The organism is Phenylobacterium sp. (genome assembly GCF_030651755.1).
GTDB lineage: Bacteria > Pseudomonadota > Alphaproteobacteria > Caulobacterales > Caulobacteraceae > Phenylobacterium.
The window spans coordinates 21503-35274 of record NZ_JAUSBZ010000045.1; the positions used below are offsets into that span (position 1 = coordinate 21503).

12 protein-coding genes are annotated in these 13772 nt (G+C 65.7%); 7 read left to right on the plus strand and 5 right to left on the minus strand.

Annotated elements, in window-relative coordinates; all coding sequences use genetic code 11:
• Positions 1 to 32: 32 nt before the first annotated feature.
• A complete protein-coding gene (bioB, locus tag Q7V15_RS04095; protein ID WP_304753983.1) occupies positions 33 to 1034 on the minus strand; it encodes a biotin synthase BioB in 1002 nt (333 codons plus the stop codon).
• 97 nt (positions 1035 to 1131) lie between these two features.
• Between bioB and Q7V15_RS04100 the strand changes: the two genes are divergently transcribed.
• The 4 genes from Q7V15_RS04100 (at position 1132) to Q7V15_RS04115 (ending at position 6202) form a co-directional block, all read left to right on the plus strand.
• Positions 1132 to 2607, plus strand: a complete 1476-nt coding sequence (locus tag Q7V15_RS04100) for a CYTH and CHAD domain-containing protein (protein WP_304753985.1) — start codon at positions 1132 to 1134, stop codon at positions 2605 to 2607.
• Between the two features lie 123 nt (positions 2608 to 2730).
• Positions 2731 to 4122, plus strand: coding sequence for an adenosylhomocysteinase (gene ahcY, locus Q7V15_RS04105; RefSeq protein WP_304753987.1), 1392 nt, complete (start codon positions 2731 to 2733; stop codon positions 4120 to 4122).
• Positions 4123 to 4223: 101 nt separating this feature from the next.
• Positions 4224 to 5069: a bifunctional hydroxymethylpyrimidine kinase/phosphomethylpyrimidine kinase gene (locus tag Q7V15_RS04110; RefSeq protein ID WP_304753988.1), complete on the plus strand. Its 846-nt coding sequence runs from the start codon at positions 4224 to 4226 to the stop codon at positions 5067 to 5069.
• A complete protein-coding gene (locus tag Q7V15_RS04115) occupies positions 5066 to 6202 on the plus strand; it encodes a serine hydrolase domain-containing protein (RefSeq protein ID WP_370689766.1) in 1137 nt (378 codons plus the stop codon). Before Q7V15_RS04110 ends, Q7V15_RS04115 begins: the two co-directional genes overlap by 4 nt.
• Here the strand turns inward: Q7V15_RS04115 and Q7V15_RS04120 are convergent.
• Both Q7V15_RS04120 and Q7V15_RS04125 read right to left on the minus strand, forming a co-directional pair.
• Positions 6199 to 7374 carry a carboxynorspermidine decarboxylase gene (locus tag Q7V15_RS04120; RefSeq protein WP_304753990.1) on the minus strand — a complete coding sequence of 392 codons (1176 nt, stop codon included), beginning with the start codon at positions 7372 to 7374 and terminating at the stop codon, positions 6199 to 6201. The two genes, Q7V15_RS04115 and Q7V15_RS04120, sit on opposite strands and share 4 nt — an antisense overlap.
• Positions 7375 to 7380: 6 nt before the next feature.
• Positions 7381 to 8586 carry a saccharopine dehydrogenase family protein gene (locus tag Q7V15_RS04125; RefSeq protein WP_304753992.1) on the minus strand — a complete coding sequence of 402 codons (1206 nt, stop codon included), beginning with the start codon at positions 8584 to 8586 and terminating at the stop codon, positions 7381 to 7383.
• A 421-nt stretch (positions 8587 to 9007) separates the two neighbouring features.
• Here Q7V15_RS04125 and Q7V15_RS04130 point away from each other — a divergent pair, with 421 nt between their 5' ends.
• The 3 genes from Q7V15_RS04130 (at position 9008) to Q7V15_RS04140 (ending at position 11677) form a co-directional block, all read left to right on the plus strand.
• Positions 9008 to 9697 carry a DUF4336 domain-containing protein gene (locus tag Q7V15_RS04130; protein ID WP_304753993.1) on the plus strand — a complete coding sequence of 230 codons (690 nt, stop codon included), beginning with the start codon at positions 9008 to 9010 and terminating at the stop codon, positions 9695 to 9697.
• A gap of 345 nt (positions 9698 to 10042) precedes the next feature.
• Entirely contained in the window at positions 10043 to 10480 is a 438-nt protein-coding gene (locus tag Q7V15_RS04135) for an isocitrate lyase/phosphoenolpyruvate mutase family protein (RefSeq protein WP_304753995.1), read from the plus strand.
• Positions 10481 to 10552: 72 nt separating this feature from the next.
• Positions 10553 to 11677 carry a protein NO VEIN domain-containing protein gene (locus Q7V15_RS04140; protein WP_304753996.1) on the plus strand — a complete coding sequence of 375 codons (1125 nt, stop codon included), beginning with the start codon at positions 10553 to 10555 and terminating at the stop codon, positions 11675 to 11677.
• On the opposite strand, the gene Q7V15_RS04145 is transcribed toward Q7V15_RS04140, so the two are convergent.
• The gene (locus Q7V15_RS04145) at positions 11674 to 13146 is read right to left on the minus strand and encodes a DNA cytosine methyltransferase (RefSeq protein ID WP_304753997.1); all 1473 of its coding nucleotides are present in this window, start codon (positions 13144 to 13146) and stop codon (positions 11674 to 11676) included. The genes Q7V15_RS04140 and Q7V15_RS04145 overlap by 4 nt on opposite strands.
• On the minus strand, positions 13143 to 13574 hold the full coding sequence (locus tag Q7V15_RS04150; RefSeq protein ID WP_304753999.1) for a very short patch repair endonuclease: 432 nt from the start codon (positions 13572 to 13574) through the stop codon (positions 13143 to 13145). Before Q7V15_RS04150 ends, Q7V15_RS04145 begins: the two co-directional genes overlap by 4 nt.
• Positions 13575 to 13772: the final 198 nt, after the last annotated feature.

Consider the following 13772-nt stretch of genomic DNA (forward strand, 5'->3'; position numbering starts at 1 on the left):
CAGGGGTCTTGCGGGAAATGCCGGGCTTGGCCTTAGACGACGGCTGAGGCGCTGGTCCCGGTTCCCATCGGCCGCAGGCCAAGCTCAGCCATCAGGGCCGCATCAGTGTCCTTGTCCGGATTGCTGGTGGTCAAAAGCTTGCCGCCCACGAACATCGAGTTGGCGCCGGCCAGGAAGCAGAGCGCCTGCAGCTCCCGCGACATGTGCTCGCGCCCAGCCGAGAGGCGGACCACGGCCTTGGGGCAGACGATGCGGGCCACCGCGATCATCCGCACGAACTCCAGTCCGTCGATGGCCTCACTGTCGCCCAACGGCGTGCCCGGAATCGGCATCAGGTCATTGATCGGCAGGCTGTCGGGATGGGCCGGCAGGGTGGCCAGGGCGTGCAGCAGGCCGGCCCGGTCGCGCCGGGTCTCACCCATGCCGACAATGCCGCCACAGCAGGTGGAGAGGCCCGCGTCCCGCACCGCCGCCAGGGTGTCCAGCCGGTCCTGATAGGTCCGCGTGGTGACCACCTGATCGTAATAGTCCGGCCCGGTGTCGAGGTTGTGATTGTAGTAGTCGAGGCCGGCGTCCTTGAGCGCCTGGGCCTGTTCGGGCTTCAGCATGCCCAGCGTCGCGCAGGTCTCCAGGCCGAGGGCCTTTACGCCGGAAATCATCGCCGCCACCTTGGGCAGGTCACGATCCTTCAGGTCGCGCCAGGCCGCCCCCATGCAGAAGCGCTGGGCGCCGCCGGCCTTGGCCTCGGCGGCCGCGGCGATCACCGTGTCGGCCTCCATCAGCTTGCTGGCCGCCACCCCGGTCTTGAAGTGCTGGGACTGGCTGCAATAGCCGCAGTTCTCGGCGCACCCGCCAGTCTTCACCGACAGCAATTGCGAGAGCTGGACCTCCGAGGGATCGAACCAGCGCCGGTGGATGGCGGCGGCTTCGAACACCAGCTCCATGAAGGGACGCTCGAAAAGCGCCTCGATTTCCTCCAGCGCCCAATCAAATCGCGGCTGGGCGGGGTCGACATGGCGGATCGGGGCGTTCATGGGGAGCACTCCTGGTCTGCGCGGCGGCGCAATCGCTATGGCCTCCCTATAGGATGCTTGGCCGGGGAGGAAAACGCCTTCGAATCGGAGCCGACCCTTGAGCGTTCCCCCGGAAGAAACCGAACTGAAATTCCTTTGCGAGCCTGCGGACGTCGAGACGGTCCTGGCGGCGGCGCCCGAAGGGGAGGACGGCGCCGTTGATCTGTCGGCGATTTATTTCGACACCCCTGAGCGTCGGCTAAGGGAGCTGGGCGCCGGCTTGCGCATTCGCCAGGAGCCCCAGGGCCGTCGCCAGACCCTGAAGACCGGCAAGGGTCTGCGCCGCCAGGAATTTGAGATCGCCGTCGAGGGCGACCAGCCCGACGCCGCGCACCACCCCCTGCGCGAACTCCTGGGCAAGGACCATATCAATCGTTTGGAGCCTCTGTTCGCCGTCCAGGTGCGGCGGCGGCTGCGGACGCTCGTCTGGGAAGGCGCCGAGATCGAACTGGCCCTGGACGAGGGGGAGATTCTTGCTGGCGGTCGCCGGTCCAGCCTCTGCGAGGTTGAACTGGAGCTCAAGCGCGGTGAGGCCGGCGCGCTTTTTTCCCTGGCCCGACACCTCTTCGAAGCCGCCCCGCTCTATCTCAGCTTTCAGACCAAGGCTGATCAGGGGTTCGCCCTGGTGGCGGACGAAGACGACGCTCATCACCATGCCCCAGCCGGGCTCGCCCCGGGGATGACGGCGGCGGCGGCCTTCCAGGCGATCGCCCGCGGCGCCCTGGCGCAGATCGCCGCCAACGGTCTGATCCTGCGGGGCGGGAGCGACGCGCCTGAGGCCCTGCATCAGCTACGGGTCGCCGTCCGGCGGCTGCGCAGCGCCATGAGCACCTTCAAGGATCTGGTGGCCGATCCCCGCCTGGACACGCTGAAGGGTGAGTTGAAGTGGCTGGCCGGCGCCTGCGACGAGGCCCGGAACCTCGACGTCTTCCTGGCCGAGACCTATCGCCCCGCCGCCCAGGGGACAGCCGCCATCCACGGTCTGGCCGATCTGGGACAGGCGCTGGAGACGGCTCGGGGCAAGGCCCACGCCCTGGCCCGGGCGGCGGTGGCCTCCACCCGATTCCGAGCCCTGCTCCTGGAGTTGTACGCCTGGATCGAAACCGGCGAGTGGCTGGCGCGCCTGTCCGATGGCGGCGGCCCGGCCACAGCCTTCGCCGCCGAGGCCCTGGGCGCGCGCCGACGCAAACTGGCCAAGCGCGGCCGGGGACTGATGGCGCTGAGCGACAGCCAGCGCCATCAGGTGCGCATCCAAGCCAAGAAGCTGCGCTACGCCGCCGAGGCCTTTCGCCCCCTGCTCAAGGACAAGGCGGCCCGTCGGCTGATCAAGAAGACCAAGGCCCTGCAGGCGGCCCTGGGGGCCCTCAATGACGGGGCCACCGCCGAGGCCCTGCTCACCAGCCTCGACCTGGACGGCCCCGCCCTCTACGCCGCAGGCCACCTGGCCGGGGAGCTCGCCACCGATCGGGACGGGCGCCTGCGGGTCGCGGCGAAGGCCTGGAGCGCCTATTGCGAGGCTGACAATGCTTGGTAAGGAAGATATAAGGATATCTTTATACGATCCTTGCTCCGGGCCGGCGCCCCGGCTATAGAGCGCCAAACCGTACGTTTGGGCGCCCTGGCTGGAGCCCGCGACAGGACCGCAGGACCCACCGACATGACCGACTACATCGTCAAGGACATCAGCCTGGCTGACTTTGGCCGCAAGGAAATCGAGATCGCCGAGACCGAAATGCCCGGTCTGATGGCGACCCGCGAGGAATTTGGCCCGAGCCAGCCTCTGAAGGGCGCCCGCATCGCCGGCTCCCTGCACATGACCATCCAGACCGCAGTGCTGATCCAGACCCTGGAAGCCCTCGGCGCTGAGGTCCGCTGGGCTTCGTGCAATATCTTCTCGACCCAGGACCATGCCGCCGCCGCCATCGCCGCGGCCGGCACGCCGGTCTTCGCCATCAAGGGCGAGACCCTGGTGGAGTACTGGGAATACGCCCACAAGATCTTCGAATGGTCAGACGGCGGCTATCCGAACCTGATCCTCGATGACGGCGGCGACGCCACCCTGCTGACCGTGCTCGGCCCCAAGGCCGAGAAGGACCCTTCGGTCCTGAACAACCCGCAGAACGAGGAGGAAGAAGCCCTCTATGCGGTGATGAAGCGCTATCTGGCCGAGAAGCCCGGCTTCTATTCGGCGATCCGCGCGGCGATCAAGGGCGTGTCCGAAGAGACCACCACGGGGGTCCATCGCCTCTATCAGATGGCCGAGCGGGGCGAGCTGCCCTATCCCGCCATCAATGTGAACGACAGCGTCACCAAGTCGAAGTTCGACAACCTCTATGGCTGCCGCGAGAGCCTGGTGGACGCCATCCGCCGCGGCACCGACGTGATGCTGGCCGGCAAGACCGCCGTGGTCATGGGCTATGGCGATGTGGGCAAGGGCTCGGCCGCCTCGCTCCGCAATGGCGGCGCCCGGGTCATGGTCACCGAGGTCGATCCGATCTGCGCCCTGCAGGCGGCCATGGAAGGCTATGAGGTCGTCACCGTCGAGGACGTGGCCGACAAGGCCGACATCTTCGTCACCGCCACCGGCAACAAGGACGTTCTCACCGTCGACCACATGCGGGCGATGAAGAACAACGCCATCGTCTGCAACATCGGCCACTTCGATTCCGAGATCCAGATCGCCGGCCTGCGCAACTTCAAGTGGGACAAGATCAAGGATCAGGTCCACCACGTGGAATTCCCCGACGGCAAGAAGATCATCGTCCTGTCGGAAGGCCGCCTGGTGAACCTGGGCAACGCCACGGGCCATCCGAGCTTCGTGATGAGCGCCTCCTTCACCAACCAGACCCTGGCGCAGATCGAGCTGTGGCAGAACGGCGGGCGCTACGAGACCAAGGTCTACACCCTGCCCAAGCACCTGGACGAGAAGGTCGCCATCCTTCACCTGGAAAAACTCGGCGCCAAGCTGACCCGGCTGAGCAAGGAGCAGGCTGACTATATCGGCGTGCCGGAAGCTGGCCCATTCAAGCCTGACCACTACCGCTACTAGAACTTTACCTGACACTCTCGCGTCAGCGCGGGAGAATTATTTGCAACGCCGCGTCGAGTCCCCTTGCGGGTCCCGGCGCGGCGCTTCTCTATGCGGCCCTCATGCCGCTCGCCCTCATCATTTCCAGTCATGTCGCCGCCAGCCGTGTGGGCGGCTCCGCCCAGGCCCTGGCGCTCGCCCCCTTCAAGGTGGACGCCATGGTCGTGCCCACCGTCCTCTATGGCCGCCATCCCGGCTGGGGGCCGCCGGGCGGGGCGGCTGTCCCGGTCGAGGCCATCGACGGCATGCTCGATGGCGTCGAGGCCAACGGCTATTTTTCCCAGATCGACCTGGTCATCACCGGCTATTTCGCCAGCAGCGCCCAGGTGCGCGCCGCGGCGAGGGCCATCGACGCCGTCCGCGCTGCGCCGCGGGACCCAGGCGCCCGCAAACCCTTCGTCATCGTCGACCCGACCCTGGGGGATGTGGGCAAGGGTCTCTATGTGCCCATCGACGTGGCCGAGGCGGTCACCGCCGACCTGGTCCCCCGGGCCGATCTGGTGGCCTGCAACACCTGGGAGCTGCAGCGGCTCACCGGCGCGGAGACCCGCACCCCCGCCCAGGCCCTGGCCGGCGCCCGCCTGCTCGGCAAGCCGGCCCTGATCTCCTCGGTGATCCGCGGTGAGGAGATGGGCGTCATCTATGCCGACCGCCGCGAGGCCTGGCTGGCCGCCCACCAGCGATCCCCGGAGGCGCCCAAGGGGACCGGCGACCTGCTCACCGCCCTCTATGGCGCCGCCGTCCTGGATGGCCTGGCGCCGGCCTACGCCCTGCCCCGCGCCGTCGGCGGGCTGGTCGAAACCGTTTCGGCGGCCCATATGTGGAAGGCGAGCGAGCTTCCCCTGGTGGCCATGGCCCAGCGGCTGAAGGCCACCTCGCCACATGTCCGCATGGAGCGTCTGAACTGACCACCGCCGACCCTGACATCCACGGCCACGTCGCCCCAGGCTTCGAGGCCGTCTCCGCCGCCTTCGCCGACAATTTCGCGCAAGGCGAAGAGCTCGGCGCGCGGTTTGCCCTGGTCCGTGACGGCGAGCTGATCGTCGACCTCTGGGCCGGCCATGCCGACAGGGCGCGCACCCAAGCCTTCACCGCCGCCACCCTCACCCCGCTGTTTTCCACCACCAAGGCGGTGGCCGCCCTGATGGTCGCTCGCCTCGTGGACCAGGGCAGGCTGGCCTATGACCAGCCCGTCGCCGAGGTCTGGCCGGACTTTGCGCAGGCCGGCAAGGGTGAGATCACCGTCGAGCAGGTCCTGTCGCACCAGGCCGGTCTGCCGGGCTTCGTCGCGGCCGTGGACCCCTCGCTCTGGTTCGACTGGGACGCCACCTGCGCCAAGCTCGCGGCCATGGCGCCTCTGTGGCCGCCGGGGAAGGCCAGCGGCTATCACCCGGTGACCTATGGCTATCTGGCTGGCGAAATCTTCCGCCAGGTGGATGGCCGGACCATGGGCGCAGCCCTGCGGGAAGATCTCGCCCAGCCGTTCGACCTTGATCTCTGGATCGGCCTGCCGGACGCTGAGCACCCCCGCTGCGCCGACCTGCAGCGGCCGCCGGCCTTTCCCGACTTCGGCGAGATCAATATCCCCACCAAGGCGGCCTTCCTGGAGCCCTGGTCCTCGCCCGGCGGTCGCGGCCAGGCCGAATGGCGCCGGGCGGAGATCCCCTCGGCCAATGGCCATGCGACGGCCCCCGCGCTGGCCCGGCTGATGGGCGCGCTGGCGTCTGGGGGCTGGCTGGACGGGGAGATGATCCTCTCGCCGCCCCTGATCGCCGAGATGGCCCGCGAACGCATCACGGGCCAGGACCTCGTCCTGCCCTTCGTCATGAGCTGGGGGGCCGGCGTCATGCGCAATGGCCCGCTGAAGCCCTGGGGGCCGGGGGAAGAGACCTTCGGCCATTCCGGCTGGGGCGGCTCCTGCGCCTTTGCAGACCCGCAGACGGGCCTCGCCGGCGCCTATGTGATGAACAAGCAGTCGGCCCACCTGCTGGGCGATCCCCGCGCCAGGCGGCTGATCGAGGCGGCCTACGCCAGCCTCTAGGACAGGCGGTCGCGGAATTCGCTGTAGTCGAACTCGCGCACCATCCTCAGGGCGTCGGTCTCGCTGTTCCACAGCGCGATGGCCGGCAGGGGCACGCCGTTGAAGGTGTTGGTCTTGACCATCGAATAGTGCGCCTGGTCGAGGAAGGCGATGCGGGTCCCCGGCGACGGCCGCGCCGCAAACCGGTAGTCGCCGATGATGTCCCCGGCCAGGCAGGACGGCCCGCCCAGGCGAAGGCTCACGCCGTCCTCGGCTTCGTTCAGCATGGCCGGGCGATAGGGCGCCTCGATGACATCGGGCATGTGGCAGGTGGCCGAGATGTCGGTGATGCCGATGGCCATGCCGTTCTCAAGCACGTCCAGCACCTCGCCCACCAGGATGCCGGCGTCCAGAGCGATGGCCTCGCCGGGCTCCAGGAAGAGGCCGATGCCGAAGCGAGCCTTCACGTCGCGCAGGAAGGCCACCAGCGCTTCGCGGTCATAGTCGGCGCGGGTGATGTGGTGGCCGCCGCCCAGGTTCACCCACTTGATCTGGGTCCCCAGCACGCCGGCGATCTTCGGCTCCAGGGAGGCCCAGATGCGGCTGAGCGGCTCGAAGCCCTGTTCGCAGAGCGCATGGATGTGCAGGCCGTCCACGCCGGCCAGGCTTTCAGCCGTCAGCTGCGAGACGGGGAAGCCCAGGCGCGAGCCGATCTGGCAGGGGTCGTACTTGGCGACCTCGGCCTCGCTGTGCTCGGGGTTCAGGCGCAGGCCGATCTGGAAGACCTCGCCCGCCCCCCGCGCCTCGTCTATCAGGCCCTGAAAGCGCGCGATCTGGTCGGGCGAATTGAAGATCACCGTGTCCGACAGCCGCAAGATCTCGGGCAGGTCGGCGCCCTTATAGGCCGGCGAATAGGTGGTCAGCTCGCCGCGATAAAACTCCCGGGCCAGCCTCGCCTCCCAGAGCCCAGAGGCGCAGACTCCGTCCAGATGCTGGCCCACCAAGTCCGCCAGCGACCACATGGAGAAGGCCTTCAGCGCCAGCAGCACCTGGGCCCCGCCCCGATGGCCCACATCGGCCAAGACGGAGAGGTTGCGCGCGATCGCCGCCTCATCCACCACGAAACAGGGGGACGGAACCCGGGCCAGATCAAAGCGGGAAAACGCGCCGGCGCCGCCGGCCTTGGTCTCCATGGCCCCTTAGAAGTCCAGGGGAGCGGCCAGCTCCCGCATCTTCCAGGGCAGGCCGTGGACATTCAGCATGTCCATGAACGGATCGGGGTCCATCTGCTCCATGTTGAAGACGCCGGCGCCGGAATAGACCCCCTGCACCATCAGGGCCGCCCCGATCATGGCCGGGACGCCGGTGGTGTAGCTGACCGCCTGGCTGCCGGTCTCGGCATAGGCCTCTTCGTGGTCGCAGACATTGTTGATGTAGATGGTCTTCTGGGCGCCGTCCTTCAGGCCGGTGGCGATGGTGCCGATATTGGTCTTGCCCTTGGTGCGGGGGCCAAGCGACGCCGGCTCGGGCAACAGCGCCTTCAGGAACTGAAGGGGGATGATCTCGCGGCCCTCGAACATCACCGGATCGATCCGCAGCATGCCCACATTGCCCAGCACCTCGAGGTGCTTGAGGTAGGCGTCGCCAAAGGTCATCCAGAACCGGATGCGCTTGATTTCGGGGTAGAATTTGGCGAGCGACTCCAGCTCCTCATGATACATGAGGTACATGTTCTTCGGCCCCACCTGGTCGAAGTCGAAGACCTGCTTCTTCGCCAGCGCCGGCCCCTCGACCCACTGGCCGTTCTCCCAGTGCCGCGACGGCGCGGTCACTTCGCGCAGATTGATCTCGGGATTGAAGTTGGTGGCGAAGGGGTGCCCGTGGTCGCCCCCGTTGCAGTCGAGGATGTCCAGGGTCTCGATGGAATCCAGCAGGTGCTTGGCGGTGTAGGTGGTGAACACCGAGGTCACGCCCGGATCAAAGCCGCAGCCCAGCAGCGCCATCAGCCCGGCTTGCTTGAAGCGGTCCTGATAGGCCCACTGCCAGCTGTATTCGAACTTGGCCTGGTCCCGGGGCTCGTAATTGGCGGTGTCGAGATAGTTCACGCCCGCCGCCAGGCAGGCCTCCATGATCGCCAGGTCCTGATAGGGCAGGGCGAGGTTCACCACGAGAACGGGCTTCACCTTCTGGATCAGGGCGGTGGTCGCGGCGATGTCGTCGGCGTCCAGGGCGGCGGTCTCCACCACCACGCCGGTGCGGGTTTTCACCGACTCCGCGATGGCGTCGCACTTGGCCTTGGTCCGGCTGGCCAGCGTAATGTGACTGAAAATCTCAGGGGACATGGCCATCTTGTGGACCGCCACCGAGCCCACGCCGCCCGCGCCAATCACCAGAACTCTGCTCATCTCGCGCCCTTCCCTGCCGCCCGCGGCAAATCACAGTCCCAAAACGCCCGACACGCGGGGATGGGGCCATATCACGGGACGGCGCCGGGGGCTAATGGCCGGGCGATGTGTCGCGGTGAAGGTTCGGTGACGGGGGCTATGCGACCGCCCTCGTCCTTCGAGGCCGCTTCGCAGCGCCTTAAGGATGAGGACGAATGAGAGGTCCCGCCCGCACCCCCCCTCCTCATGCTGAGGTGCGAGCGCAGCGAACCTCGAAGCACGCACGGCGCCGCCACGCGCCCGCCGCAGGCGCCCCATGGCGAACCACAAAGCGCACGAAGCTCATAAAGAAGGACGCGGCGCCTTCGTGCCCTTTGTGTCCTTCGTGGTTTCTCCTTCCCCTTGCCCCCCGCCACCAGACCCATGCATCCTGGCCCCCGTCATGCTGCAGCCCCTGGACGCGAACATCTGGACGGCGGCGGGGCCGCAGGTGCGCGTCCTGGGGTTCGCCTATCCCACGCGCATGGTCGTCATCCGGCTGTCGGGCGGCGGCCTCTTCATCTGGTCGCCCACGCAGCTGACCCCGGAGCTGAAAGCCGCCGTCGACGCCCTGGGGCCGGTGCGCTGGCTGGTCTCGCCCACGGCCATGCACCACCTGTTCCTGGGGGAGTGGCAGGCCGCCTATCCCGAGGCCCGGCTCTACGCCCCGCCTGGCCTGCGCCAGCGACGCTCCGACCTCGCCTTCGACGACGACCTGGCCGATGGCCCGGCCCACCCCTGGTCCGATGAGATCGACCAGGTCCATGTCGCGGGCAACAGGATCGCGGTCGAGGTGGTCTTCTTCCACCGGGCCAGCCGCACGGCCCTGTTCGCCGACCTGATCCAGCAGCTCGACCCGGCCAGCCTGAAGGGCTGGCGCAAGCTCATCGCCCGGCTCGACCTGATGACCGGGGATCAGCCCCAGACCCCGCGCAAATTCCGTCTGGCCTTCACCGACCGCAAGGCGGCCCGCGCCGCGCTCGACCGCATCACCGCCTGGCCGGCCCGTCGCGTCCTCATGGCCCACGCCCCGCCCGTCCTGGAAGACGGCCAGGCCTTCCTCACCCGCACCTTCGCCTGGCTGCGGCCTTAAGCGCGCCGCCCTCGTCCTTCGAGGCCGCTCCGCGGCGCCTCAGGATGAGGACGAATGAGAGGTCCCGCCCGCACCCACCCCCTCATGCTGAGGTGCGAGCGCCAGCGAGCCTCGAAGCACGCACGACCCCACCGCCTCTCGCGCCGCAGGCGCCCCAGGTCGCACCACAAAGCTCACGAAGCCCACAAAGACGAACACGGCCCCTTCGTGCCCTTTGTGTCCTTCGTGGTTGATCCCTTCCCCACCCCCGTCAGGCTCGGCGGCGGGAGATGGTCCACGTCCGAACTCCGCCGGACGCCGCGCCTCTCCCATGCTCTGCTCGCCCCACCGCCCAAGGAGCCCCCCATGACCGATCACGCCGCCACCTTCCACGCCCTGCACACCGGCCCCGACCTGCTCATCCTGCCCAATGCCTGGGGCGCCGCCAGCGCGGCCCTGATGGCGAGCGCGGGCGCCAAGGCCGTGGCCACCTCCTCGGCCGCCGTGGCCTGGGCGCAAGGCTTTCCCGATGGAGACGCCCTGCCGACCGACCGGCTGATTGCGGTGATCGCCGATGTGGTGCGGGTGACGCCGGTCCCGGTCACCGCCGACATCGAGGGCGGCTACACCGACGACCTTGCCGAGCTTGCCGAGACCATCCGCCGGGTGGCGGGCGCCGGCGCCGTGGGGATCAATCTGGAGGATGGCGCCCGGGACCCCGACCTCCAATCTCCTCATGCTTCGGCGCGAGCCGATGCATGCGCTCCCTCAAAAAGCGTTCGCTTGGGGACATCAAGTGCGTGAAGAACCGAGCAGGCTAGGATCGATTGCGGAACGAGGTTAGACCGTGTCGCGGCTAATTGGTTGGGGGGTACGATGCGCTATGCGGTGAAGTTGATGACGAGCAGCGATCTGACGTTGTTCGCTGGATATTTCCGCCTGCACTCGAGCAGTAAGCAGAAGGGCACGAACCTGGACAGCGATGTGATGGCTAGCCGACTCTTTCCTGCGCTTCCGGCTTCTATAACTGGTACATTTGAACAGCCAGTGGTGGTGGATGTCTATGGCCCAGATGGCGCACCTATACACAGGGTGCGGCGTAAGATCATCAAGTCAGAGGGGAGCCGGAACTGGCGCCTGAACGGCAAGCTCATCTATGGGCCAGACGCTGACCCTAGCCGGTTCGACGGTCTCCAGGCTGAGGACATTGCTGTGTTTGGCTTTGATGGTGAACCTCTCCCAACGTCGATCAGCATGGTTCTCCTTTCGGCGACCTCGCCTTCCGACAAGCCAATCGCTGACTATCTGAGGTCCACGTTCCAGCTGGCCCCTCGGGTGCGCTCTATGACCGACATGAGCACTACCGACTTAGCAGCGGTACCGGTGCCTGCCGGGCATCCATTGAATCTTCTCCTGCCCGACCCAGCCCGCACTGCCGATTTGATTGCAGCGGCGGAGGATGACGAGGTCGCGAGGCGCAGGCTGGACACCCGGGCACGGTCAGGCACAGCCCGCCCAGTCAGCGCCGCTGAACTTGCAGCAGCAAAGGCGCGCGCCCACGAGGTAGGCAGAGCGGGCGAGGCACTATTCTGTGCGCATCTTGAGCGCGAACTTACTGCCAAGAATATCTCAGGTTTTATCTGGACTGCAGATCAGAACGCCACCAGCCCCTATGACTTTGAGGTAACTGAACTGAGTGGCGGAACGACGCTGATAGACGTCAAAAGCACCACATCAAGCTTTGACGGCAGCGTCCATATATCTGGAGCTGAACTATACACCGCAGCGAGCAGTTCTGAGTATAGGATCGCACGCGTTTTTGATCTTGAGGCTGCTGGTGGGCCTAAGGTCAGAGTTTCAGAGCCCATCGAGCTGATCGCCTTAGCCGTACGCGATCAACTTGCCACGCTGCCGACCGGCGTTCGGGCCTCAAAATTTGAGATGCATACGGACCTTTTTACCTGGAGCGAACCTACGCCGCTTCCGTCGGACGACGACTAGGCTGCCACTAAGTCACGCGCAGAGACAGCTTCTGACAACATCGCCTTTATGTGCTTCGCGAGGGCGAACGCCAGAAGGGGTGGAACCGCGTTACCAATTTGCCTGAACGCCGGATTCATGGTTCCCCTGAACACGAAACCATCGGGAAAACTCTGAAGGCGAGCCGCCTCGCGGACGCTGATCGTGCGGGCCTGATCGCTGTCGTAGTGAATGTGCGAATATGTATCCTTGCCAATGTGCGCCAGCAATGTGCGGCTAGGCTGATCGCGCCGCAGCTTCCACCAACGATTGGGGAAGTTTGTCACCGGATACGGCGGAACCATCTTCCTAAACAATGCGTCGCGGCTCTCTTGTGAAACAGGATGTCCCGCCGCTTTAAGGTCAGCCACGGCCTCTTCGAATAAGCGGACAGCGGTTGCATGAGCTGCGGGGTACTCTGCGCCATTCGGCATTTCGCGGAAGATAAACGTGTCGCGAGGCAGGTAGCGGATAACGTGATCGCTGATGCCTTCAGTGCTCTCGAAATTCGACCAGTTGCGCAAGTCGGCCGCAAATGACGACGGGAGCCGGGTAGAATCGTACCGTGTCACAACGTCAAATCGGCGCGCGCCTCGTTTCAGCTTGCCCTCAAGGTGAAGAGTGATTGGGGGCAGATCGCCGATCGCTTCCTCGGCAGTCACCGCATAGGGCAGAGAGGGGGGCCCTACGGGTTCCTCAATAAACGTACCGGCGCACAACATGTCGATGTTCTTAAAGGCGACAGCGCGAGTGCCGCTATATCCAGGCGGCAGATCAACGTGTCTGGTCGGCGCCGGAAACGAAGGCGTTATCCCGAGGCTTTCATGGAACGCCAGAAGTATCACGCGGTCGCGCATTTGGGGGACGCCAAATCGGGAGGCGTTTAGGAGCGTGTACCGGGCAATGTAACCCATGTCTGAGAGCGCTTCAGCGATCTCAGCCACTACATTGTGGCCGCCATAGTTCATGATATCCGGCACGTTCTCCATGAGAAGAGCCAGCGGTTTTGTCTCATTCACATAGTGGAGATAGCGGAGATATAGGTTGCCTCGAGCATCAACTTTGAAAGCTTCAGGATGCTGGGCAACGTCGCGTAGCTTGGCTCTGCCAACGCGAGCATAAGCTTGGCACGGCGGCCCTCCCACCAAGACGTCGAAAGCGTCTGGGGCAGCCTCAAGGCCCAGCTCTGCCACCAGTTGCTCGGGCTCAATTGCGGTTATGTCACGCGCCGATGCATGGCGCTCAAACTCCGCAGGCGCAGCATGCCGATGAAAGTTGGTGGCGTGTGAGAGAGCGGCGAGCGGATCGAATTCAATCGCGGCCTCGATCTGGAAGCCAGCTCGCTGGAACCCAAGCGATATGCCTCCGCATCCAGCGAACAGGTCCAAAACCCGCACCGGATTACCGTCTGAAAGTCGCTCCAGCTTTCTGGCGATGGAAGGGTCTGTCATCTGTCGGCTGGCCTGATCCGCGGCGGCCCAAGGAAATCGACCAGCCGCCTTCGCAACACTTCACTATCGACCGCTTCGCATTCCCAGACAACAAGCGCTTCCCAGCCTAGAGCATTGACCGCCAAGAGCACCCGCCCGTCGCGCTCGCGGTTTTTTCGGAACTTTTCTGACCAGAATGCAGCCCGGCTTTTAGGCCGATAGGCTTTGGCGCACCCCTCGTGGCTGTGCCAAAAACAACCATGAACGAAGATGACCTTACGACGCTTGGGGAAGACAAGGTCGGGGGAGCCCGGCAGGCCGCGATCATGCAAACGGTACCTGTAGCCAGCCCGGAACGCGGCGGAGCGAACGATTATCTCTGGCTTCGTATTGCGCGACCTAATGGCGCGCATGTTGGCCGACCGGCGCTCAGGCGATAGGCGATCCATGAACTCCCCTAACTGGTTGAAGCAGGCGAACCAACCGTACCACCAGCTGCAATCAAGCCTCCTTGACGCTGTAGCGTAAGGATGACTGCAACGGCTCAGCCTGTAAGCAAGCCAACATATTGCGGATAGGTGTGATGGGCCTGCCAATGCGTCCCTTTCCGCCCGAGGATCTCGATTTTGAAAGCGTCAACACCCCAC